This window comes from Granulicatella sp. 20925_1_28 (genome assembly GCF_041433575.1).
Taxonomy (GTDB): domain Bacteria; phylum Bacillota; class Bacilli; order Lactobacillales; family Aerococcaceae; genus Granulicatella.
This window is the reverse complement of sequence record NZ_JAPWBS010000015.1, coordinates 21,063-43,592: the sequence shown is the minus strand read 5'-3', so window position 1 is coordinate 43,592 and position 22,530 is coordinate 21,063. Positions and strand designations below refer to the sequence as shown.

The following is a 22,530-nucleotide window of genomic DNA, read 5'->3' as shown; positions in this document are numbered from 1 at the left end:
AATCCCGTACGGTTTTTTTATTGTCCGAACTTTGACGACGTTAAAAGCCAAGGATATCAGTCCACTCGGACTTAAAAAGGAGGGCCTGAAATGGCAGAAGAAGTAAAAGAAGATGTATTGGAAATCGAAAAGGAAACAGTCGACAATTCTGAAACGGTTGAAGATGCACCGAAAACATTCACGCAAAGCGAAGTTGATGAGCTAATCAAAAAACGCTTAGCTAAGCAAGAAAAGTCATTCGATAAACGAATGCAAGAAAAACTTGATGAAGCCGAAAAGCTACGTGCGATGAACGAAAGCCAAAAAGCAGAGTATGAACAAGAAAAACAAAGAGCATACATTGCTGAACTTGAAGCTAAAATCAATCGTAGTGGACTAGAGCGAGAAGCCTCAAAAATGCTTTCTGGGGGCGGTATTGTTGTAGATGATAAAATCCTAGGTCTTGTTGTCAAAGATACCGCAGAGAAAACGCAAGAGGCTGTAGAGAGCTTTGTAGCCTTGGTGAATGACTTAGCCGATAAGAAAGTCGGTGAGAAACTAAAAGGTAAGACACCGAAGAAGATGGAAGACACTTCGGCTGGTGAGATTACCAAAGAACAATTCAACAAAATGGGGTATCAAAGTAGAAATGAATTACTGCAAAATAACCCCGAACTATACCATAAATTGAAAGGATAATAGATAAATGACACAAACTAAAATTGAACAATTAGTAAACCCTGAAGTTATGGCTGACATGGTTTCAGCTAAATTACCAAAAATGATTAAATTTACACCGCTTGCTTACGTTGAGCGTGAGCTTGTTGGACAACCAGGAAACACTGTTACAGTTCCAAAGTGGGTATACTCTGGAGACGCTAAAGATATTGCGGAAGGCGAAGCAATCACCCCTGACCAATTAACTACTGATAAGTCTACAATGACTATTAAAAAAGCGGGTAAAGGTATTGAATTAACAGACGAGGCGGTTCTTTCTGGTTACGGAGACCCAATCGGTCAAGCTACTCATCAAATCGCTTTAGCTATTGCGAATAAAGTAGACAATGACTTAGTTGAAGCGGTATAATAGTGTCGAACAAGCAATGTCTGAATTGAATTCCCCATTAGTATCGTATGTCAAGGAACAATTGAAACATGACTATAATTATCTTTATAGCATTAGCGATAATGCAGCTATTGCATTTTACAACAATAACATCAATGAGCTGGTTGCTGAAGTCGGGGTATTGGGAGATAAGGTTACAGACACAAATCTGTTAAATAAAGTCAAGGAGGTTCTATCATGGAAGTAATGGCTATGCCTGGTAAAGAAGTTTTGATTTTTACAAAACAAATCCGCCACTGGATTGTTGGCGATAAAACTATTTCAGGAAAGAAACAGTTTATCTTCCGTGAAGATACTCCTCCTGAAATTTTAAAACTTTATCAAGATATAAAACCAAAACTTGAATTTGCTTATTAACAATCAAAAGCACCTAGAGAAATCTAAGTGCTTTTTTAGTGCTCAAAAACTTTAAAAATAGAAACCTAACCGTTTATTTTTTTAAAAGTGTTGACAATATAGCACAAAAGTGCTATTCTATAAATTGTAAGGGAGATACCCTTAACAATAAAGAAAGGAGAAAAATATGAGATCAAAAAAGGTAAAGAAAAAACCACTCAAAAAGAAGAAAACAAAAGTAACGCTTAAAATCAACTTAGTATTCTTCACAATCGAGTGGGAAATCGAGTGGGGCGAATAGCCTCACTCCTTTACCAAAATTGTATCATATAGTAATAGAAAATGAAAGTGAATTTCAAAATAACTAAACACGCATTTGACTGGAAAGCATTTGTCGCATGGCTTATCTTTATTGGCTTAATAGTATGGTTTATATTTAAGTAGGTGATTATATGAAAGTAGATACGGATAAAATTGAATGGCTCCTTAGTAATGTCACTCAATATCGAATTAATAAAGATACTGGAGTGAATTTATCTATTTTAGGAAGACTAGTCAGAGGTGAGCGTAAAATCGAAAATCTGACTATAAAAACAGGATGCTTGTTAACCGAGTATGCTGATCAGCTTCAAAAACAGGACAATTGAAGACTAAAAAAAGCGGGCTAGTAATAGCTCGCTTTATTTGTACTCTTTTTGTACTCAATTTTATACTATTGTTCGGTTTGGTATGAAACGTAAATATTGATTTCACAACGTTTTGCAACGATAGGAAACGTCATGAAACGTTAAAAAACGTCGCCTAGGGGAGTCGAACCCCTGTTATGAGAACCGGAATCTCATGTGATATCCACTACACTAAGGCGACATTCTTTCCTAAGTGTATCTAATTTTAGAAAACTGTGCAAGTTTTGGAAAAGGTCAGAGTATAAAGGAGAAATCGTTTAACTCGTTTATTTTTAAAAGAGAGCAAAAAAGTATAAGAAGAGAGCAACATTACCATATATGGTAATTACCAAATATGGTAATGTTTAAGTGGGAGGGAAAATTATGGGAGAATTTGAAATTAGTTCAGAGTATTTTGAATTGGTAAAGATGAAGCCATATAGGGAGAAGGTAAAAATCCTTGCTGTATTAAAGTTGCTAGATAAAGAGGGGTTTTCTCCAGCAATTCTTGAAATGTGGGGGAACAAATCAAAGACTCAATTGTCAATTCCAATTGTGAGCACTAAAGAGGAGGCAATAAAAAATGGATCAGAATCTGAAGAAATTTATTATAGACTTGGAATCCCAATACGAAAACTTAGAAAAGGACATCGATACAGAGCTCGTGTTAAGGGAGGTAGGATTAAGGTTTACAGAGTTGAGACTGATTTCCGGACTCTCACGTACCGAGTTTGCAGAAAAGGTTGGGATAAAGCCGGGACATCTTTCAAGGTTGGTTACAGGTAACCATAATCCTTCAATTCTATATTTGGAAAAGATAGCTCAAAAAGTTGGAGCTCATGTAGAAATTTCTTTTGTGATGGATGATGGAGAAACTTGCCGTGAAAAGGCTAGTAAGCTAACAGGGACGGAATGGGTCCCTATAATTCGTAAATCTTAACCAATTTATAATCTGAGCACGGTTGCATTTCTGCTGTTTTATGTTAAAATATAAATGTGTTCAGAAATATGGATTCAAAGATACTGAAAACAAGCGGGACGAATTACGACCCTATCTGGAGATGATTGGAGGAAGGTTTCGATGAATTATCTTAATCTATCTCATCTATTGGTTCCAGAAAGCAGAGTCGCCCTTCAAACGCGATTCCGTATTTTACAAGCCATCGCAACGTATCAACCGATTGGACGAAGAGCTCTTGCAAAAGTGGTTCAGATGTCCGAACGCACACTTCGTAAAGAATGTGAGGATATGAAAGCATTAGACCTCATTGAAGTACAAGGTGCGGGGATGAGACTCACAGAAGTTGGTGAATTTATATTAGAACGTTCGGATGATTTAAAAAACAACTTTATCCAGATGAGTCTGGTTGAACATGAAGTGGCAAAAGCACTCGGAGTTCAATATGTGAAAGTAGTTGAGAATCCGACAAAAACATCTAAGTTGGTTCAAGAGATTATGGATATTCTTTTACCGCTTGGAACTTCCATTATCGCCATCACTGGGGGCCAAACGATGGTCCGTGTCAGCGAAGGGTTCACGAAAGAGATTTCAGTGAACCGAGACCTTACGATTGTTCCTGCAAGAGGAGGAATGTTTGGGTCGATGCTGATTCAGGCAAATAATGTCAGTGAGAAAATGGCGACGGGAATTGGCGCCCATCATGAAGCGCTCTTTGTTCCAGAACATGTCCAACAGGCGACATATGCACCGCTAATGCAAGAACCTTCAGTCGCAAAGACGATAGGTCTCATGAAAAAGGCGGAGTGTTTGTTATATAGCGTTGGAAGTGCTATTATAATGGGAGAGAGACGTGGCCTAACTGAAGAACAAATGGCTACGCTAAAAGAGAAGAAAGCAATTGGCGAAGCGTTCGGTTGTTTCTTCGATGCAGAAGGAAATGTGGTATTAAAAATCCCACGAGTAGGGCTGCATCTTAGTGATTTATCTACGATTCCACATTCAATTGCCGTTGTGGAAGGCGCAGAGAAGGCACATGCTTTAAAAGCATATGCCAAATTAGCTCCAGTGGATCGCACTTGGTTTGTGATTGACAAGGAGACATCAGAGTTGGTTTTGAACGGGGCAACCCGCAAAAAATAAAAATAAAAAATTCCTAGGAGGAAAAACTATATGACAGTTAAAGTTGGTATTAACGGTTTCGGACGTATCGGTCGTTTAGCATTCCGTCGTATTCAAGATGTGGAAGGATTAGAAGTTGTTGCAATCAATGACTTAACAGACGCTAAGCAATTAGCTCACTTGTTAAAATATGATTCAACTCAAGGACGTTTCAACGGTGAAGTTGAAGTGTTAGATGGAGCTTTCCGCGTTAACGGTAAAGAAGTTAAAGTACTTGCTAACCGTAATCCTGAAGAATTACCATGGGGTGAACTAGGCGTTGATATCGTATTAGAATGTACTGGTTTCTTCACTTCTAAAGAAAAAGCTGAATTACACTTAAAAGGTGGCGCTAAACGCGTTGTTATCTCTGCTCCTGGTGGAAATGACGTTCCTACAGTTGTATTCAACACAAACCACAACATTTTAACAGGTAAAGAAACTGTTATCTCTGGTGCTTCATGTACTACAAACTGCTTAGCTCCAATGGCTAAAGCATTAAACGATAAATTCGGTATCGTTGAAGGTTTAATGACAACAATCCACGGTTACACAGGTGACCAAAACACATTAGACGCACCTCACGCTAAAGGTGACTTACGTCGTGCTCGCGCTGCAGCAGTTAACATCGTTCCTAACACAACTGGTGCTGCTAAAGCTATCGGATTAGTAATCCCAGAATTAAACGGAAAATTAGACGGAGCTGCACAACGTGTTCCTGTTCCAACAGGTTCATTAACTGAATTAGTAACAGTTTTAGAAAAACCAGTTACTGCTGAAGAAATCAACGCAGCTATGAAAGAATTAGCTAACGAATCTTACGGATACACTGAAGATCCAATCGTATCTTCTGATATCGTAGGTATCACTTATGGTTCATTATTCGATGCAACTCAAACTAAAGTAATGACTGTAGGCGACAAACAATTAGTTAAAACTGTTGCTTGGTACGATAACGAAATGTCATACACTGCACAATTAGTTCGTACTTTACAATACTTCGCAAAACTATAATTTAAACTATAGATTTAGCTAATCGTATCTATTTTCTCAGGGCGATGGAAGCATTCGCTTCCTCGCCCTGTTTTCATAATGTGAGTAATGCACTCGCTCCAAATAAAAATGTAGGAGGCTATTTTATGGCTAAAAAAATCGTTACAGACTTACAAGTTGAAGGAAAGAAAGTTTTAGTTCGTGTGGACTTTAACGTTCCTTTGAAAGATGGCGTGATTACAGACGATAACCGTATCGTTCAAGCATTGCCAACAATCAAATACTTAATCGATCACAACGCTAAAGTGATCTTATTCTCTCACTTAGGTAAAGTGAAATCTGAAGAAGACAAAGCTAAATTGAGCTTACGTCCAGTTGCAGAACGTTTATCTGAGTTGTTAGAAAAACCAGTGACTTTCGTTCCAGAAACTCGTGGAGAAAAGTTAGAAGCTGCTATTAATGCACTTAACGAAGGCGATGTTTTATTATTCGAAAATACTCGTTTCGAAGATTTAGATGGTAAGAAAGAATCTAAAAACGACCCTGAATTAGGTAAATATTGGGCTTCTTTAGGCGACTTATTCGTTAACGATGCATTCGGTACAGCTCACCGTGCGCATGCTTCAAACGTTGGTATTGCTAGCCAATTAGAATCAGCTGCTGGATTCTTGATGGAAAAAGAAATCAAGTTCATCGGTGGTGCAGTAGATAACCCAGAACGTCCATTCGTGGCAATCTTAGGGGGAGCGAAAGTTTCAGATAAGATTGGTGTTATCAACAGCTTATTAGACAAAGCTGATAAAGTTCTTATCGGTGGAGGAATGGCTTACACGTTCTTCAAAGCAATGGGACGTGAAGTTGGTCTTTCATTATTAGAATTAGACCGCGTTGAATTAGCGAAAGAAATTATGGAAAAAGCTGGCGACAAATTAGTATTACCAATCGATAACGTTGTTGCTAAAGAATTCTCTAACGATGCTGTAGCTACAATCGTTGATTCAGATGCTATCCCAGCAGACCAAGAAGGTTTAGATATCGGACCTAAGACAGTTGAATTATTTGCAAGCTACTTAAAAGATGCAAAAACTGTTGTATGGAATGGACCAATGGGTGTATTCGAATTACCAAACTTTGCTAAAGGAACTATCGGTGTATGTGAAGCTATCGCTAACCTAGAAGGCGCAACTACAATCATCGGTGGTGGGGACTCAGCTGCTGCTGCAATCTCACTAGGCTACGCTGACAAATTCACTCACATTTCAACAGGTGGTGGAGCTTCTCTAGAATATCTAGAAGGTAAAGAACTACCAGGTGTTGCTGCTATCAGTGATAAATAATTTTAAACATTTAAAAGGAGATGTTGTGTATATGCGTAAACCAATTATTGCCGGAAACTGGAAAATGAACAAAAACCCAAAAGAAACTCAAGCTTTTGTGGAAGCTGTTGTTGGTAAATTACCTTCAGGCGAATGCGTAGAAAGTGCTATTGCTGCTCCTGCAGTTAACTTAGTAACTTTATTAGAATATGCGAAAGGATCAGAATTAAAAGTAGCTGCTGAAAACTGCTACTTTGAAGATGCTGGTGCTTTCACTGGTGAAACTTCACCTAAAGTTTTAGCTGAAATGGGCGTGCACTACGTAGTTATCGGCCACTCAGAACGTCGTGAATATTTCCACGAAACTGACGAAGATATCAACAAAAAAGCACATGCTATTTTCAGAAACGGCTTAACACCAATCATTTGTTGTGGTGAAACTTTAGAAACTTACGAAGCAGGAAAAGCTTCTGAATTCGTAGGCGGACAAGTTTCTGCAGCATTGAAAGGTTTATCAAACGAGCAAGTATCATCATTAGTGATTGCTTATGAACCAATCTGGGCTATCGGAACTGGTAAATCAGCATCTCAAGATGACGCTCAAAAAATGTGTAAAGTTGTTCGTGACGTTGTAGCAGCTGACTTCGGTCAAGAAGTTGCTGACAAAGTTCGCGTTCAATACGGTGGATCTGTAAAACCAGAAAACATTGCTGAATACATGGCTTGTCCAGATGTGGACGGAGCTCTTGTAGGTGGAGCAAGCTTACAACCAGATTCATTCTTAGCTTTATTGGAGGCAGTAAAATAATGGCAAAATCACCAGTTGCAATCATTATCTTAGATGGTTTCGGATGGAGACCAGAAGTTGAAGGTAATGCTGTTGCACAAGCAAAAAAACCAAATTTTGATCGTTATTATAACGAATTCCCTCATACAACATTAAAAGCTTCTGGATTAGATGTAGGTCTACCAGATGGCCAAATGGGGAACTCAGAAGTAGGTCATACAAACATCGGTGCTGGACGTATCGTTTACCAAAGCTTAACTCGTATCGATAAAGCGATTTTAGATGGTGAATTCGAATCAAACCCAGCATTAAACGGTGCATTTAACCACGTAAAAGAAAATGGCTCTGCATTACACTTATTCGGATTATTATCTGATGGTGGAGTACACAGCCACATCAACCATTTATTAGCATTAGTGGAAACAGCTAAAGCAAAAGGAATCGACAAAGTGTACATTCATGCATTCATGGATGGACGTGACGTAGACCCTAAAGCTGGTCCTTCTTACATCAAAACTTTAGAAGACAAATTAGCTGAAGTAGGCGTTGGAGAAATCGCAACAGTGTCAGGTCGTTACTATGCAATGGACCGTGACAAACGTTGGGAACGTGTGAAATTAGCTTATGATGCAATCGCTCATAGCGAAGGCCCTCAATTCGAAAGCGCACAAGCTGTTATCGAAGATAGCTATGCTAAAGACGTTACAGACGAATTCGTAATTCCATCAGTAATCGTTAAAGATGGCAAACCAGTGGCAAAAGTAGAAGACAACGATGCAATCATCTTCTTCAACTTCCGTCCTGACCGTGCAATCCAATTATCAAATGCGTTCACAGATAAAGAGTGGACAAGCTTTGACCGTGGTGCACGTGCTACAAACGTTAAATTTGTGACAATGACTTTATATAACCCAAGCGTGGATGCAGAAGTTGCATTCCCACCAATCCCAATGACAAACGTTCTTGGTGAAGTGTTATCTAAAGCAGGCCTTGCACAATTACGTATTGCCGAAACTGAAAAATATCCACACGTAACATTCTTCATGAATGGTGGACGTAACGAAGAATTCCCTGGCGAAAACCGTATTTTAATTCCTTCTCCAAAGGTTGCAACTTACGACTTGAAACCAGAAATGAGTGCTTACGAAGTAGGAGATGCATTATACAACTCAATCATCAATGATGAAAATGATGCCATCATCTTAAACTTCGCAAACCCAGACATGGTTGGACACTCAGGAATGTTAGAACCAACAATCAAAGCGATTGAAGCAGTGGACGAAAACTTAGGTAAAGTTGTCGACGCCATCCTTGAAAAAGGCGGTAGCGCAATTATCTTTGCTGACCACGGTAACTCAGAAACAATGATTACACCAGAAGGAACACCACATACTGCACATACAACAGTGCCAGTACCAGTGATTGTTACGAAGAAAGGTGTAACATTACGCGAGGGTGGACGTTTAGCAGACGTTGCTCCAACGATGCTTGATTTACTAAATGTTGAAAAACCAGAAGAAATGACTGGTGAATCATTAATCGAAAAATAAAGAATCCCTTTCCAAAGGTTGAAACTCTGATGATTTTCGATTAAAATAATAACGTACAAAATAAATATTAAAGGAGTTAATAAATCATGCCATTTATTACAGATGTATTAGCAAGAGAAGTACTAGACTCACGTGGGAACCCAACTATCGAAGTTGAAGTTTACACAGAAAGCGGAGCGTTCGGACGCGGTATGGTTCCTTCAGGAGCTTCAACTGGTGAATACGAAGCAGTTGAATTACGTGACGGCGACAAATCTCGTTACTCAGGAAAAGGAGTTCAAAAAGCAGTTGACAATGTTAACAACATTATCGCTGAAGCTATCTTAGGTTATGATGTTCGTGAGCAAATGGCGATCGACAAATTAATGATCGAATTAGATGGTACTCCAAACAAAGGTAAATTAGGAGCTAACGCAATCTTAGGCGTATCTATCGCTGTAGCACGCGCAGCTGCTGACTACTTAGATCAACCTTTATACCAATACTTAGGCGGATTCAACACTAAAGTATTACCAACACCAATGATGAACATCGTTAACGGTGGATCTCACTCAGATGCTCCAATCGCATTCCAAGAGTTCATGATCTTACCTGTTGGTGCTCCTTCATTCAAAGAAGCTTTACGTTGGGGTGCTGAAGTATTCCACGCATTGAAAGGTATCTTACACGACCGCGGTTTAGTAACTGCAGTAGGTGACGAAGGTGGTTTCGCTCCAACATTCGAAGGAACTGAAGATGCTGTAGAAACAATCTTAGCAGCAATCAGAAAAGTAGGTCTAGAACCTGGTAAAGATGTTTACTTAGGATTTGACTGTGCTTCATCTGAATTCTTCAAAGATGGCGTATATGACTACACAATCTTCGAAGGTGAAAAAGGTGCTAAACGTACTCCAGCTGAACAAGTTGAATACTTAGCAGAATTAGTTGAAAAATACCCAATCATCACAATCGAAGATGGCTGTGACGAAAACGACTGGGATGGATGGAAATTATTAACTGAACGCTTAGGCGGTAAAGTTCAATTAGTTGGTGACGACTTATTCGTAACTAACACAGAAATCTTATCTCGTGGTATCGAACAAGGTATTGCAAACTCAATCTTAATCAAAGTTAACCAAATCGGTACTTTAACTGAAACATTCAACGCAATCGAAATGGCTCAAAAAGCTGGTTACACTGCAGTTGTTTCACACCGTTCTGGTGAAACTGAAGATGCTACAATTGCTGACATCGCAGTTGCAACAAACGCTGGACAAATCAAGACTGGTTCATTAAGCCGTACAGACCGTATTGCTAAATACAACCAATTATTACGTATCGAAGATCAATTAGGTGACTTAGCTGTTTACCAAGGTCTATCAGCGTTCTACAACTTGAAAAACAAATAATTCCTAGGAATTAGGGAGGAGAAGCAGATTTGCTTCCCCTCCTTTTTTGTGCAAAAATTGATGATTTTCAACCGAAGGTTGAAGGGATAAGAAACAGCACTTGTTTTATATAGAGTTACTATTTAATGATGTGGTTTGAAAAATGATAACCTGATTGATAGCCGTTTGAATATAGTGGAGTTTGTGATGGGGCACCGCCTCGAGCCTTAGGTCTCTCGGTCTTCGAAGCTTCAAAGAGGGAGTAGCGAAACCATTCGCAACTCCCTCTAATTCACATTCGATGCCATTCCCCATCACTCATTCCACTATAACGGCTATCTTCGGTTATCATTTTTCACTGTGTCGTCATCATTAATTTCTCTAAAACAAGCGCTGTTTCTTATCCTTAATGATTGAACAACCAAATTTTTGCTAATGAAGGGGGAGAGGAGTGAAGAGAAAGAGAGGTGGTTAGGAAAAGAGAGCAAAATAGTTATAGTATAGAACAAGATAGGGAAAGCCAGGAAGCGATTTTCGGTGTAAACTAATTATGAAAGCGAAATCATAATGAACGGAGGGATTTTGATGAAAGTCGCGGTTGGTATTGATATTGGGGGAACGAAGGTAGCGGTTGCGTTGATTAACGAGAATGGGGAGATCGTTAGTCGTTCACAAAGCCCAAGCCAAACAGCGAGTGCCGAAAGTTTGTATCAGGGTGTGGTCCAACTGGTGGATAAAGTGCTCAATGATAATGATTTACGCATTCAAGATACGTATGGGATTGGTGTTGGATTACCAGGGAAGGTAGATGTGGAAAACGGGGTAGCGATTTTCCAAAACAATATACCTTGGGCTAATTTTCCAATTGTAGAAAGATTGAAGGAAACGTACGGAGACATACCGGTGAAAATCGATAATGACGTTAAAGTAGCGGCTTATGCGGAATATCGATTACTCAATCTAAAACCTACAGACATGTTTGGATACGTAACGGTATCAACAGGAATCGCAGCCACCAACATCGTCAATAATACAATCTTACGCGGGGAAGGTTTCTCAGGCGAAATTGGGTTTGTCAAAGTGCCTTACTTTGAATGTCTCGAAGCGTTAGAAGTGGCTTGTTCGGGTGTCGGAATCGAGCGTACAGGACGCGAAATTTACGAAGACGAGACATTAACAACGAAAGACGTCTTTGATAAATGGCGCAATGGTGAGGAAGCGGCTTGCCGTATCATCGAAGAAACAGCTATGGGATTAGCAAGTGTTCTTCATGGAATGGTCTGCTTACTAGATCCAAAAACCATTGTGTTCGGAGGTAGTGTTTCAAACTACAACCCAGACTTTATAGAACTCGTGAAAGAAGAGTTAGCAGAACTCCTTCATCACGAACAAAAACATATTCTAGAGCATATCCAAGCATCAACCATTAAGGGGGATAATGGAATCATCGGTGCCGGCCTGCTCGTAATAGAATAGCAAACGATAGAAAATGCTAGGATTGTCCTAGCGTTTTTTATTTTTGCACCTTTTCCCTTCAGCGATGGGAGATAAACAATTTTTAGCGATTCACCTTATAGATGGGTTGTTGATTATCAGAAAAAACATCAGTTTATTGAAAGAATAGCGGGGAATCACATTGAATGTGAATTAGGTAGAGTTAGGAATGAAATCCTTACTCCACCTTGGAAGCTTCAAAGGGGAGAGACGAAAGGCTCGAACCGGTGTCCCACTATGACTCTTTCAATATAAAACTGATGTTTTTCTGATAATCAAAAAAGACCCATTCTAAATGAATGGATCTCATCAATTAAAAATAGTTTATCTCACTAAGCCAACCGCTTTCTCCATCTTGCGTAGCGTCTTACTTGCCACTGCATTTGCTTTCTTAGCACCCTCATCAAGAATCTCATCTAACTTATCAGATTTTAATAACTCATAATAACGTTCTTGAATTGGTTCCATCACAGCGATAATCGCGTCAGCTAATTCTTCTTTGAATTGGCCATAACCAACACCTTTGAAGCGTTCTACGAGTGATTCAATACTTTCGCCAGAGAAAGCAGAGAAGATTGTTAATAGGTTCGATACGCCAGGTTTTTCAGCTGGATCGAATTCAATCACACCGCTAGAATCTGTCACAGCGCTCTTGATTTTCTTACGAATCACAGAAGGCTCGTCAAGCATGCTGATGTATTCTTTCACGTTGGCATCTGATTTACTCATTTTCTTTGTTGGTGTTTGTAAGCTCATAACACGTGCGCCAGCTTTTGGAATAAATGGTTCAGGCATTACAAGTAGTTGGTTGCCATTTCCGTAGCGACTGTTGAAGCGTTCAACGAAGTCACGAGTTAATTCCATATGTTGTTTTTGGTCTTCTCCAACAGGAACCACTTCAGCGTTATATAAAACGATATCGGCTACCATTAGAGGAGGGTATGTTAATAAACCTGCTGAAACAGATTGTTGTTTTTGAGATTTATCTTTGTATTGTGTCATACGTTCTAATTCACCAACGCCGACATTACATTGAACAATCCATGCAGCTTGGGCATGTGCAGGAACTTCTGATTGTACGAAGATCGTTGACTTTTCAGGGTCAAGACCAATCGCAAGGTAAAGTGCTGCGAGAGAACGTGTTTGTTCTTTTAATTTTTTTGGATCTTGTGGAACGGTAATCGCATGTTGGTTTACGATACAGTAAGTACAATCGTACTCATCTTGTAAAGCAACGAAGTTTTTCATCGCTCCAATATAGTTCCCGATAGTTGGGACGGCTGAAGGCTGTACGCCTGAGAAAATTCTTTTTTTAGACATATAAATGCTCCTTAAACTTGTTAGTTCTATTATACCTTATTTTAAAAGGATTTTCATGAAAAAATAGTTACAACTGTTTTCAACGTTTGTGAATTCAGAAAATTTCTGTTATGGAAACAATCGCGAAATGAAAGCGAGTGAAAATGTTATGAAACAATTAAATTTTCATCAAAAGTGAAAAAAGTTTGTGAAAATCTAAAAAATATCAAAAAATCATATAGATTTTTTTTTATATATCATATATAATAATACACGTAGATAAGACCGAGACTTAGAAGAGGAGGACATCGACGTATGGTTACTTTATATACATCACCTAGCTGCACATCTTGCCGTAAAGCTCGTGCGTGGTTAGAAGAACATAACATCGCGTACACAGAAAGAAATATTTTTTCAGAACCATTAACAATTGACGAAATTAAAAACATCCTACGAATGACTGAAGACGGAACGGAAGAGATTATCTCAACTCGTTCAAAAGCATTCCAAGAATTAAAAATTGATTTGGATGAAGTTCCATTAAATCAATTATTCTCATTAATCCAAAACAACCCAGGATTACTACGACGCCCAATTATGTTGGACGAAAAGAGATTCCAAGTAGGGTACAACGAAGACGAAATTCGTCGCTTCTTACCACGTGAAGTTCGTGCTTATGAATTAGACATGGCACAACGCTTAGTTAACTTTTAAAGATTAAAAGCTCTGAGAAATCAGAGCTTTTTTTGTGCACAAAATTTACTGATTTTTGGAAAAGTTTGGAAATAAATATTCATAAACGAAAAACAAGCACCTCAACTTAAGGTGCTTGTTTTCTTATAGTTCTTTATAGTAATAAACGGCTAGTTGTGTACGATCTCGTAACTCTAACTTTTCGAGTAAGGCAGATAAGTAGTTTCTTACCGTTCCTTCACTGAGATACATCTTCTCGGCAATTTCTTTATTATTGAAACCTTCTGCAACAAGATAGAGAAGTTCATTTTCACGCTCACTTAAATGAGCACTCGATTTCTTCTCGAAGGTCTTCTTCACGGGCATTTCAATCGTGGAGTCATATACGATTTGGCCATTCATCACGGCATCGATTGCTGGAAGAATCCCTTTAATATGTTGCTTCAATAAATATCCTCTGCAGCCAAGAGAGAGCGCCTTTGTGATGTACTCGTCGTCTTGGAAGGTCGTCAGGAATAAAATCTTTGCGTCAGGAAAGTCTTTTAAAATCGTTTCTGCCGCTTCGATTCCAGTAGTAGGCTCCATTCGAATATCCATCAAGACTAAGTCTGGTTGATGAGTGATATATAATTCGACAGCATCATGTCCATCGCTGCCTGTTCCAACCACTTCGATATGATCTTGGACAGACAGAATTGTCTCGAGCGCTTGAAGCACTAGAAAGTCGTCATCGACTAGAATTGTTTTAATCATGGTTGACCTCCTGTTTTGGGATACGGATAAAGATGTCATATCCGTTTTTTGTTTGTAATGTCATAACCCCTTTATGTTTCTCCACCAGTTCTTTCATCATCGTGAGACCCATTCCCGGGGTGTCGTTACTCGTCTCATTCCCATTATCTTTATATTGAATCGTATAGTAGTTGTTTTGTTCTAGTAAAAATAATTGCAGTTGATTTCCGTTTGAATACTTCATAAAGTTCGTTGCCATCTCTTTACAGATGGTCAGAATGTCGTATTTCAATCCGATTGGAATTTCATCTGAAATCGTATTTTGATAATTGACTTGCGCCTTTTCTTCAAGCGGATGAAGAATCTCGTCCATTTTTTGAGAAAGTAGGAAAGAGTCATCGTAAAGCTGATGTATCGTTGTTCTAATTTCATCCATCCCGTTTTGAAGGATACCAGAAACTTGTTCGAGCTTCTTCTCGACAACGGGTTCATTGGTAATAATTTGCAAGGCTTCTAGTTGCATAATCGAAGCACTCAGCGTATGTCCGATTTGGTCGTGCAAGGCGTGAGAGATGCGGTTACGTTCCTTAAGCGTTGCGACCTCCATCTGTTTCAACGTTTCTTCTTGGCTAAATTGTTGTCGTTGCAATAGTAGAAGTCGTTCATGCTCTAAGTCGTCTTGAATATGGTGACTCATCGTACGAAATTCTTTATCATAGCGACTACGTAAAATAACGTACGTCCCGATAACACTAAGGATTAATGTGAATAAATCTGGTCGCAGTAAAAGAATGATGCCAGCAAAAGCTCCTGGGAGCCCGAATAGTTGGGCAGCATGCATGATGAAAATGGAAAGATACAATCCCGTTTCAGGATAGAAGATGCATAAAGCACCAGATATTACTAGCGAAATGCGTTGAATCCAACTATTTTCAAACACTTCTATAGATAGAGAAAGAATAAAAATACAAAGACCTAAAAAAATCGTAAAGACTTCTGTTTGTTGTCCCATTAAATAGATACTAATCAAAATAAAGAACATTAACTTCTCTAAAAACGTGCGCACACTTCTCACCTCCAAGACTCTTTCTTTCAGTTTAGCCGAAATAGGGAGAAATATCTAGCTATTTATGACAAATGTCATATACAACTACCGACATTTGACACTAGTTTGTGACAAGCGTGGTCGATATACTAAGAGTGTAAAATCAATCAATGAGGTGAGGACATGGAAAACAGTATTCAAGTAAAAAATTTAGTCAAACGTTACAAAGACTTGATGGCATTAAATCATTTTGATATTGAAATTCGTAAAGGAGAGCTTTTAGCGCTTCTTGGGCCAAACGGATGTGGGAAGACAACCGCGATTAATAGTATGTTAGGATTCTTAACTTTTGATAGCGGTGAGGTAACCGTTCTAGGAGAGAATAAGTTCCCGTTATCCACTAAAGTACGACGTGAAATCGGGATTGTACCACAGGATTTAGCGTATTTAGAAAATTTAACAGTCGAAGAAAATATTGATTTCTTCTGCGGACTTTATATTTCAGATGCAAAACAACGAAAACAATATGTACAAGAGGCCATCGAATTTGTAGAACTACAAGAGTTTCGCAAGTTTGTTCCAAAGAAATTGAGTGGAGGGTTGAAACGCCGCTTAAATATCGCTTGCGGTATCGTGCATAAGCCAAGCTTAATTTTCTTCGATGAACCAACTGTTGCGGTAGACACACAAAGTCGTTCATTCATCTTAGAAGGGATTCGCAAACTGAATGAACAAGGAAGCACGATTATTTATACAACACACTACTTAGACGAAGTGGACGGATTAAGTGACCGCATCGTGATTATGGATAAAGGAAAGAGCATTGTTTCAGGAACTTCGCAAGAATTGAAGAAATCTATTGCGACTTCTGAAATCATTCAAGTAGAACTTTCAACAATTCCAACTGAAGAACAAGTAGCACGCTTAAAACAAATTCCACACGTTCTTGTATTAGAACATCATAAAGATCATTTGAAATTCAACTTCGAACAAGGAACAAATCACTTACTTCATGTGGCAAACATACTAGAAGAATTGAACTTAAGCTATGTTCGTTTATACAGTGAACAGCCAAGCTTAGATGATGTGTTCCTTGCATACACAGGGAAAGGACTTCGAGATTCATGAAGACATTCTTAAAGCTATTTACGTATTTATCAAAAGACGCCTTAAAAGATTTTTCATTCTCGTTTTGGGTGTTATTATATCCAATTATCTTGATTTCACTCTATTTCGTATCCTTTTCAGGAATCATGAATCAAGACATGGGAACAGTTCGAGTTGCCATGACAGCCGACAACCCATATCGCCAGGTGTTTGAACAAGCCGGAGATTACTTCGAGATTATTGATGTAGAGTCAGAAGAAGCAGGGAAGGCACTTGTCACAGAGGATAAAGCAGACGGATTTCTTGAGAAGAACTTAGACGTGGTAGTTAGTCAATCGATGGGGATTCCTCAAAGCGTGTTGAAAAATGTAGCGACACAGATTAAACAGGTTCAAAGCCTTGGACAAGGCGCAGCATCTATCGATTTTAACAAGAGCTGGGTGACGCAGGAGACAACCGATGTCAGTCAAGGGACGATGTTATTTTACACAGCGATTGCTAGTTTCGCGATGTACTCGTTGTTTAGTGGTGTCGTTTGTGCAGCTTACTTAAACGGGAACTTATCGCCGATTGGCCGACGTATTATGGGCAGTCCATTTAGCAAAGGCAAACTCATTATCAACTGCTTTATGATTGGTTTATTACTCAATATCGCTTCAAACGCAATCATGCTGGTCTATACGACACAAGTATTGAAAATTAATCTATTTGCAGATTGGGCAGGAAGTCTCCTTCTCATGTTGCTAGGAAATGTATTCGGAATTGCAGCAGGGCTTCTTATTGGAACTAATCAAAAACTAACCATTCAGGGAAGAATTATCTTCGCGTTAATTACAAACCTCGTCCTTTCAGCACTTGCTGGAATGATGGGAACGGCAATGAAAGGATTTGCCAACACCTTTATGCCAGGATTTAACCAATTTAATCCGGTCGCATTAATGGTTACAGGATTTTATCAATTAAATCGCCTTGTAGGCAGTGCAGATCTTGGTAGAACCTATTTATTACTCGGCGCATATACACTAGCACTTCTAGGATGTGCACTATGGAGATTAAGGAGAACACGTTATGATAGTCTATAAATATTTTCTAAAACTGGCTTATCGATTAAAATCATATGCGATTATTTTCCTAGTCATCTTTATGGCAATGGGCCTTTCGCAAGTGCTAGGAAACAACGAAGTCACAGGTTTCAAAGATACTCAATATAAAGTCTTGATTAAAGACGAATCAGATGGCAGTAGCGAAATTATCAATGCGCTCATTGCCGCGCTTCAAAAAGATCATAAAGTCACACTCACAACCAATAGCGATAACAGCATGAAAGAAGCTGTCTATGGAAATGATGTAGATGGTGCACTTTGGATTCCATCGGATGTTGATACAAGAATCAACAATGGGGAATCTGCTGTCAAAATGGAAATTGGAAATTCACTGAACGGAAATGTCCTTCGTGAGTACGTTAATTCCTATATTCGCTATGCGGTTGTATTGAAAAATCAAGGCAACTTTAGCGTTGAGAATATGAATAAGATTTTAAGCGAGCAAGCAACTGTGAGTGTCATTTCAAAAGACGCCACACTTAAGGATGACGATTACTATGCAAAATTTGGTGAAATCTACTTTGCGTATACACCATTCGTTTATATCTCAGTATTTATCTTCTTGCTTGGATTAATCTTTGCCTTGCTTGAAAATGATGAAGTCGCAAAAAGAATTATTATCGGTATGAAGAGTGTAAACCAAGTAATGATTGAAAAATTTCTTGGGGGTTTAACGGTCGTTGGAATAATCGTTGGGATTAACTTACTATTCGTAGCCATTGTGGCACCAAGCTTCTATATTAGTGCGGGTGCTCCAAAGGCATTAATGCTCACTTTCGCGTCAGCACTTACAGCCTATGCACTGGCATTCCTATGCTCGGTCATTATCGGGGACAACACGTATGGTTATTCTGCAGCAAGTACGGTAGTGGGGATGGGGGTATCCTTTATCTCAGGAATTTTCGTACCACTCGAAATACTGAATCCAGTAGCCATTAGCATCGCGAAATTCTTCCCAGTTTATTATGTCATCACTGCAACCGAAAACCCATCGCTAGAATTCTCAAGCTATGCCATGAACCTTGGAATGGTCCTCTTATTCGGAATCTTGTATGCAGCACTAGCCTTTAGCATCCAACATATCCGAACAAGACAATTCGGCCTCACCCTCCGCAAAGCCTAAGCCCTATTTATAAAAAGAGAAGAAGTATCGTCGTTTTGCGCCACTTCCATTATATTCACCTTCCAAAAATAAGAAATACGAGTGGGTTAGCACCTTTTGAAACAGCTTGGAGGGGCAAATTGAACGAAACTAAATAAAAAAGATTACGAAGAATCTAGCGGATTTTATAATCGCAGTAACGGGGAATCGCATTGAAGAAGAATTACGCGGAGTAGGAACTTGTTCCATACTCCGCGTTTGAAGCTTCGAAGGTGCAAGACTACAGGCTTGCGCCGGTGCCTCGTAACAGCGATTATAATCCAAATCCACAAAGATTCGCAGTAATCTTTTTTTTAGTATATTTGAACGCAAGTTCAATTTGCCCCATCCAAAGCTTTGTTTCAACAAGCACTAAGCACCAACCAATTCGTATTCCAATCGTATTTCTTTTATTTTTGTCAGGTTTGGTCTAGAATAGATGGATAAGGTAAAAAGGGGTGAATATTATGGAAATGGAACGCATTAACGACGATACATTCTTGTTGCGTATCGAGAACCAAGATCTAATCGACCGTGGTACATCAATACCTGAATTACTTGGAAATCCAGGCGAAATCGAAGGCTTTTTCCATAGTATTTTAGAGGAGATGGGTGTCTTGAATCAATTCGAAGATTCAGACGGTTTGAGCTTCCAAATCATGCCAAATCCAGACGGTCTAGAACTCTATGTCACACGTATTGTGGACATGGGAGATGAATCGACAGACGAGCGTATGGTGCGCAATATCGTGGATACGATTCAACATTCTCTAACAGACCGTATCGGGAAGAAGCGTAAAGAGGATAAAGAAGAAGGTAAAATTTCTCCAAAACCAGTCATTAATACGGAAGATAAATCTTCAACATTGAAACCAATCGATGTGACAGTCGTCTTTGAAGACTTCGAAGATTTTGTCTCAATGGCAAAAGAAGCATCAGGCGAATTCGACCAATCGGTTCTTTACCGTTACAGCGGACACTACTTCTTACACGTTTTCCATCAAGTGGAAAAACCAGAAGAAGTGGCTTCAAAAATGGCGCTTATTCGTGAGTACGCCGAGTTCTCAAGAATTTCATGGGAAGTATTAAAAGAATACGGCGAAGTGATTATGCCAGAAGCAGCCTTGGAAACAGGTAAACAATATTTCTAAAAAACAAAAAGAGTTGAGCAGTCGACTCTTTTTTTGATACAAAGGAGTAATCAAAATGAATGAAACCATCAAAACACAACTCAATCACCGTACAATTCGTGCGTTTGAAGACAGACCTTTAACAAAAGAGGAAGTGGATTTACTTGTAGAAGTAGCGCAAAGAACAGCTTCAAGTATGTACTTACAAGCCTATTCGATTATTAGTGTGACGGATCCAGCATTAAAGAAAGAGTTGGCTGCTGTGAGTGGGCAACCTTATGTGGCTAACAACGGACATCTATTTGTATTCGTGGTGGACCAACGTCGTAACACTGAAATTGCAAAAGCCTTAGGACAAGAAGTAGGCGTTCAAGGGAGCGCAGACCGTTTCGTATCAGGACTAACAGATGCGGTGATTGCAGCGCAAAATGTGGTTGTAGCAGCAGAATCTCTAGGGATGGGGACTGTTTATCTAGGAAGTTTCTTTAACGACACAGCAAAAATTGTTGAGTTACTAAATTTACCAAAATACACTTACCCAGCAATCGGATTAGCTGTGGGTTGGCCCTCCCAAGAACCACAACTAAAACCACGCCTTCCAAAAGAAGTCATTCATATGGAAAATGGATACCGTGAACTGGAGAATCCATTAGAAGAGTTGAAAGAGTATGATGCGACAGTGACAGAATATTACGATCTTCGTGATGCTAACCGACGTGTAGATGCTTTTACAAAACAAGTTTCTACGAAATATCATACGCTTGGTGCAAAACGTGCGGACATGTTCGATGTACTAAAAGCACAAGGGTTCCTAACAGAAGAATAAAAAAGAAGACAAGAAATCGTCGTTTCAACGGTTTCTTGTCTTTTTTGTTTTATTGAATGTTTAATGAATCAAGGACTGATTGTTTCATGCCTTCGATTGAAAGAACTTTTGTATGACGGATTGGCGCATCCAATACGCTTGTGACAGCTGTTGGAATGGCAATGCCGCTTTCTTGTTGAATCGCATCCATGAGTTCTGCGTCAGATTGATTCGTATCCACGTCCAGAGCTGAAAGAACGCTTTGTGGGAATTTGTATGGACTAGCAGTCGATACTACCACCGTAGGAGTTAAGTCTCCTGTTTCTTTCTTATATTTCGTATACACAGCGTCTGCGACTGCAGTGTGTGGATCTAATAAGTAGTGCTCTCTCTTAAATACATCATGAATCGTTTGAGCTGTTTCTTCTTGGCTGGCACGGTTTCCGTAAAATTGTTGGAATAGAGGTGTATCTGTATTCGGAACAGAGTAGCTTCCGTTTTCTTTTAGAGAAGTCATCAGTGCGTTTGTTTCCTTCGAGCTACGTCCTGTTAATTCGAAGACGAAACGCTCAAGGTTACTTGAAACAAGAATATCCATACTTGGAGAACTTGTTAATTGGAATTCACGTAGTCGGTTGTATGTTCCTGTTTGGAAGAAATCAACAAGCACATCATTTTCGTTTGAAGCACAGATGAGTTTATTGATTGGAACACCGATACCTTTCGCGTAGTAGGCTGCTAGAATGTTACCAAAGTTACCAGTTGGAACGACCACATTCATTGGGGAACCAATTGCTAGAGTGCCGTCTTTCACTAATTGCGCATACGCGAATACGTAGTACACGATTTGTGGGCAAAGACGTCCGATGTTAATCGAGTTTGCAGAAGAGAATTGGAATCCTTTTTCTGCAAGTGTTGCGTTTAGTTCTTTATCCGCAAATAACTCTTTGACTTTTGTTTGCGCGTCATCGAAGTTTCCTTCTACACCATAAACAAATGTGTTGTCGCCTGCTTGTGTGACCATTTGGCGTTCTTGGATGGTGCTTACGCCACCTTTTGGATAGAAGACGATGATGTTTGTGTGAGGTACATCCGCAAATCCTGCAAGGGCAGCTTTACCAGTGTCTCCTGATGTCGCTGTTAGAATCACGATTTCTTTGTCAGATTTGTTTTTCTTTGCTGCAGTTGTAAGTAAGTATGGCAAGATGGATAGCGCCATATCCTTGAAGGCGATAGTTCTTCCGTGGAAGAGTTCCATGAAATGACGGTCGCCAACTTTCTTCACTGGTGCGATTTCTTTTGTATCAAATGTTGTATCATATGCGGAATGCACGCAGTTTGTAATTTCTTCTTTTGTAAAATCTGTTAAAAATGCAGATAAAATTTCAATGGCAATTTCTTGATAGCTTTGCGTTTTTAACACTTCCCAGTCTAGAGTTACTTCTGGGAGGGCAGTTGGTACATATAAACCACCGTCTTCAGCAATTCCTTTTAAAATGGCTTGCGAAGCTGTAACGCGGTTGTTTGTGTCTCGTGTACTAATGTATTGAATTGTGGACACTTGAGTCCCTCGCTTTCTAAAATTTCGTTGCGCTCATTGTACCATAAATCGCGGTCTAAACACAAAACACAGGCACATTCGAAGTGTAAAAGTTGAAGCTAGTATTCGTTGCATAAGCAGAAAAGATTGTAAAGTAAAAATGAAAATTCAATTAAATTTTGAAGGGCAATCTATTGAAAACC

General features: G+C 39.3%; 22 protein-coding genes, 1 tRNA gene and 1 pseudogene. 19 read left to right on the top strand and 5 right to left on the bottom strand.

Going from position 1 to position 22,530, the window contains the following annotated elements; genetic code table 11:
• The first annotated feature begins 90 nt into the window (after positions 1 to 90).
• The 4 genes and pseudogenes from O3793_RS07490 (at position 91) to O3793_RS07475 (ending at position 2,088) form a co-directional block, all read left to right on the top strand.
• Entirely contained in the window at positions 91 to 678 is a 588-nt protein-coding gene (locus tag O3793_RS07490) for a DUF4355 domain-containing protein (protein ID WP_371446513.1), read from the top strand.
• Between the two features lie 7 nt (positions 679 to 685).
• Positions 686 to 1,054 (top strand): annotated as a pseudogene (locus O3793_RS07485) (N4-gp56 family major capsid protein); the annotation flags it as partial.
• A 228-nt stretch (positions 1,055 to 1,282) separates the two neighbouring features.
• On the top strand, positions 1,283 to 1,462 hold the full coding sequence (locus O3793_RS07480) for a hypothetical protein (protein ID WP_371446511.1): 180 nt from the start codon (positions 1,283 to 1,285) through the stop codon (positions 1,460 to 1,462).
• Between the two features lie 431 nt (positions 1,463 to 1,893).
• On the top strand, positions 1,894 to 2,088 hold the full coding sequence (locus O3793_RS07475; protein WP_005607146.1) for a hypothetical protein: 195 nt from the start codon (positions 1,894 to 1,896) through the stop codon (positions 2,086 to 2,088).
• 148 nt (positions 2,089 to 2,236) lie between these two features.
• Here the strand turns inward: O3793_RS07475 and O3793_RS07470 are convergent.
• Positions 2,237 to 2,308, bottom strand: a tRNA-Arg gene (locus tag O3793_RS07470).
• 182 nt (positions 2,309 to 2,490) lie between these two features.
• Here O3793_RS07470 and O3793_RS07465 point away from each other — a divergent pair.
• The 9 genes from O3793_RS07465 to O3793_RS07425 all read left to right on the top strand — a co-directional run bounded on the left by O3793_RS07465 (position 2,491) and on the right by O3793_RS07425 (position 11,714).
• Positions 2,491 to 2,892: a hypothetical protein gene (locus O3793_RS07465; RefSeq protein ID WP_285252558.1), complete on the top strand. Its 402-nt coding sequence runs from the start codon at positions 2,491 to 2,493 to the stop codon at positions 2,890 to 2,892.
• A complete protein-coding gene (locus O3793_RS07460) occupies positions 2,804 to 3,046 on the top strand; it encodes a helix-turn-helix domain-containing protein (protein WP_371446515.1) in 243 nt (80 codons plus the stop codon). Before O3793_RS07465 ends, O3793_RS07460 begins: the two co-directional genes overlap by 89 nt.
• 141 nt (positions 3,047 to 3,187) lie before the next feature.
• Positions 3,188 to 4,207, top strand: a complete 1,020-nt coding sequence (locus O3793_RS07455; protein WP_371446508.1) for a sugar-binding transcriptional regulator — start codon at positions 3,188 to 3,190, stop codon at positions 4,205 to 4,207.
• Between the two features lie 30 nt (positions 4,208 to 4,237).
• The gene (gene gap, locus O3793_RS07450) at positions 4,238 to 5,239 is read left to right on the top strand and encodes a type I glyceraldehyde-3-phosphate dehydrogenase (RefSeq protein ID WP_049554530.1); all 1,002 of its coding nucleotides are present in this window, start codon (positions 4,238 to 4,240) and stop codon (positions 5,237 to 5,239) included.
• A 125-nt stretch (positions 5,240 to 5,364) separates the two neighbouring features.
• Positions 5,365 to 6,555 carry a phosphoglycerate kinase gene (gene pgk, locus O3793_RS07445; protein ID WP_371446505.1) on the top strand — a complete coding sequence of 397 codons (1,191 nt, stop codon included), beginning with the start codon at positions 5,365 to 5,367 and terminating at the stop codon, positions 6,553 to 6,555.
• A gap of 31 nt (positions 6,556 to 6,586) precedes the next feature.
• Positions 6,587 to 7,342, top strand: coding sequence for a triose-phosphate isomerase (tpiA, locus tag O3793_RS07440; protein ID WP_371446503.1), 756 nt, complete (start codon positions 6,587 to 6,589; stop codon positions 7,340 to 7,342).
• The gene (gpmI, locus tag O3793_RS07435; protein WP_371446501.1) at positions 7,342 to 8,871 is read left to right on the top strand and encodes a 2,3-bisphosphoglycerate-independent phosphoglycerate mutase; all 1,530 of its coding nucleotides are present in this window, start codon (positions 7,342 to 7,344) and stop codon (positions 8,869 to 8,871) included. Before tpiA ends, gpmI begins: the two co-directional genes overlap by 1 nt.
• A gap of 86 nt (positions 8,872 to 8,957) precedes the next feature.
• Positions 8,958 to 10,259: a phosphopyruvate hydratase gene (gene eno / locus O3793_RS07430; protein ID WP_048711986.1), complete on the top strand. Its 1,302-nt coding sequence runs from the start codon at positions 8,958 to 8,960 to the stop codon at positions 10,257 to 10,259.
• Positions 10,260 to 10,823: 564 nt separating this feature from the next.
• On the top strand, positions 10,824 to 11,714 hold the full coding sequence (locus O3793_RS07425) for an ROK family protein (protein WP_371446498.1): 891 nt from the start codon (positions 10,824 to 10,826) through the stop codon (positions 11,712 to 11,714).
• 342 nt (positions 11,715 to 12,056) lie between these two features.
• Here O3793_RS07425 and trpS read toward each other — a convergent pair whose 3' ends face one another.
• Positions 12,057 to 13,052: a tryptophan--tRNA ligase gene (gene trpS / locus O3793_RS07420; protein ID WP_371446496.1), complete on the bottom strand. Its 996-nt coding sequence runs from the start codon at positions 13,050 to 13,052 to the stop codon at positions 12,057 to 12,059.
• 294 nt (positions 13,053 to 13,346) lie between these two features.
• On the opposite strand from trpS, the gene spxA reads away from it, so the two are divergent.
• Positions 13,347 to 13,745: a transcriptional regulator SpxA gene (gene spxA / locus O3793_RS07415; RefSeq protein ID WP_048710902.1), complete on the top strand. Its 399-nt coding sequence runs from the start codon at positions 13,347 to 13,349 to the stop codon at positions 13,743 to 13,745.
• Positions 13,746 to 13,868: 123 nt separating this feature from the next.
• Here the strand turns inward: spxA and O3793_RS07410 are convergent, their stop codons facing one another.
• Together O3793_RS07410 and O3793_RS07405 are read right to left on the bottom strand one after the other, a co-directional pair.
• Positions 13,869 to 14,477 carry a response regulator transcription factor gene (locus O3793_RS07410; protein WP_371446493.1) on the bottom strand — a complete coding sequence of 203 codons (609 nt, stop codon included), beginning with the start codon at positions 14,475 to 14,477 and terminating at the stop codon, positions 13,869 to 13,871.
• Positions 14,470 to 15,522 (bottom strand): sensor histidine kinase, encoded by a 1,053-nt coding sequence (locus O3793_RS07405; protein WP_371446491.1) that lies wholly within the window; start codon positions 15,520 to 15,522, stop codon positions 14,470 to 14,472. Before O3793_RS07405 ends, O3793_RS07410 begins: the two co-directional genes overlap by 8 nt.
• A 162-nt stretch (positions 15,523 to 15,684) precedes the next feature.
• Here O3793_RS07405 and O3793_RS07400 point away from each other — a divergent pair, with 162 nt between their 5' ends.
• The 5 genes from O3793_RS07400 to O3793_RS07380 all read left to right on the top strand — a co-directional run bounded on the left by O3793_RS07400 (position 15,685) and on the right by O3793_RS07380 (position 20,808).
• Positions 15,685 to 16,629 carry an ATP-binding cassette domain-containing protein gene (locus O3793_RS07400; protein WP_371446489.1) on the top strand — a complete coding sequence of 315 codons (945 nt, stop codon included), beginning with the start codon at positions 15,685 to 15,687 and terminating at the stop codon, positions 16,627 to 16,629.
• Positions 16,626 to 17,690, top strand: coding sequence for an ABC transporter permease (locus O3793_RS07395; RefSeq protein WP_371446487.1), 1,065 nt, complete (start codon positions 16,626 to 16,628; stop codon positions 17,688 to 17,690). The genes O3793_RS07400 and O3793_RS07395 overlap by 4 nt, the downstream gene beginning before the upstream one ends.
• Positions 17,677 to 18,834: an ABC transporter permease gene (locus tag O3793_RS07390; RefSeq protein ID WP_371446485.1), complete on the top strand. Its 1,158-nt coding sequence runs from the start codon at positions 17,677 to 17,679 to the stop codon at positions 18,832 to 18,834. The genes O3793_RS07395 and O3793_RS07390 overlap by 14 nt, the downstream gene beginning before the upstream one ends.
• Before the next feature lie 485 nt (positions 18,835 to 19,319).
• The gene (locus O3793_RS07385) at positions 19,320 to 20,003 is read left to right on the top strand and encodes an adaptor protein MecA (protein WP_371446482.1); all 684 of its coding nucleotides are present in this window, start codon (positions 19,320 to 19,322) and stop codon (positions 20,001 to 20,003) included.
• Between the two features lie 55 nt (positions 20,004 to 20,058).
• A complete protein-coding gene (locus tag O3793_RS07380) occupies positions 20,059 to 20,808 on the top strand; it encodes an NADPH-dependent oxidoreductase (RefSeq protein WP_371446480.1) in 750 nt (249 codons plus the stop codon).
• A gap of 49 nt (positions 20,809 to 20,857) precedes the next feature.
• Here the strand turns inward: O3793_RS07380 and thrC are convergent, their stop codons facing one another.
• Positions 20,858 to 22,348, bottom strand: coding sequence for a threonine synthase (gene thrC, locus O3793_RS07375; RefSeq protein ID WP_371446478.1), 1,491 nt, complete (start codon positions 22,346 to 22,348; stop codon positions 20,858 to 20,860).
• Positions 22,349 to 22,530: the final 182 nt, after the last annotated feature.

Coding starts and splice junctions, on each gene's coding strand:
- gap (WP_049554530.1), top strand. CDS start 4,238: ATGACAGTTAAAGTTGGTATTAACGGTTTCGGACGTATCGGTCGTTTA.
- O3793_RS07455 (WP_371446508.1), top strand. CDS start 3,188: ATGAATTATCTTAATCTATCTCATCTATTGGTTCCAGAAAGCAGAGTC.
- O3793_RS07400 (WP_371446489.1), top strand. CDS start 15,685: ATGGAAAACAGTATTCAAGTAAAAAATTTAGTCAAACGTTACAAAGAC.
- O3793_RS07410 (WP_371446493.1), bottom strand. CDS start 14,477: ATGATTAAAACAATTCTAGTCGATGACGACTTTCTAGTGCTTCAAGCG.
- tpiA (WP_371446503.1), top strand. CDS start 6,587: ATGCGTAAACCAATTATTGCCGGAAACTGGAAAATGAACAAAAACCCA.
- O3793_RS07395 (WP_371446487.1), top strand. CDS start 16,626: ATGAAGACATTCTTAAAGCTATTTACGTATTTATCAAAAGACGCCTTA.
- pgk (WP_371446505.1), top strand. CDS start 5,365: ATGGCTAAAAAAATCGTTACAGACTTACAAGTTGAAGGAAAGAAAGTT.
- O3793_RS07490 (WP_371446513.1), top strand. CDS start 91: ATGGCAGAAGAAGTAAAAGAAGATGTATTGGAAATCGAAAAGGAAACA.
- gpmI (WP_371446501.1), top strand. CDS start 7,342: ATGGCAAAATCACCAGTTGCAATCATTATCTTAGATGGTTTCGGATGG.
- eno (WP_048711986.1), top strand. CDS start 8,958: ATGCCATTTATTACAGATGTATTAGCAAGAGAAGTACTAGACTCACGT.
- O3793_RS07425 (WP_371446498.1), top strand. CDS start 10,824: ATGAAAGTCGCGGTTGGTATTGATATTGGGGGAACGAAGGTAGCGGTT.
- O3793_RS07465 (WP_285252558.1), top strand. CDS start 2,491: ATGGGAGAATTTGAAATTAGTTCAGAGTATTTTGAATTGGTAAAGATG.
- trpS (WP_371446496.1), bottom strand. CDS start 13,052: ATGTCTAAAAAAAGAATTTTCTCAGGCGTACAGCCTTCAGCCGTCCCA.
- O3793_RS07480 (WP_371446511.1), top strand. CDS start 1,283: ATGGAAGTAATGGCTATGCCTGGTAAAGAAGTTTTGATTTTTACAAAA.
- O3793_RS07385 (WP_371446482.1), top strand. CDS start 19,320: ATGGAAATGGAACGCATTAACGACGATACATTCTTGTTGCGTATCGAG.
- O3793_RS07475 (WP_005607146.1), top strand. CDS start 1,894: ATGAAAGTAGATACGGATAAAATTGAATGGCTCCTTAGTAATGTCACT.
- O3793_RS07380 (WP_371446480.1), top strand. CDS start 20,059: ATGAATGAAACCATCAAAACACAACTCAATCACCGTACAATTCGTGCG.
- O3793_RS07390 (WP_371446485.1), top strand. CDS start 17,677: ATGATAGTCTATAAATATTTTCTAAAACTGGCTTATCGATTAAAATCA.
- spxA (WP_048710902.1), top strand. CDS start 13,347: ATGGTTACTTTATATACATCACCTAGCTGCACATCTTGCCGTAAAGCT.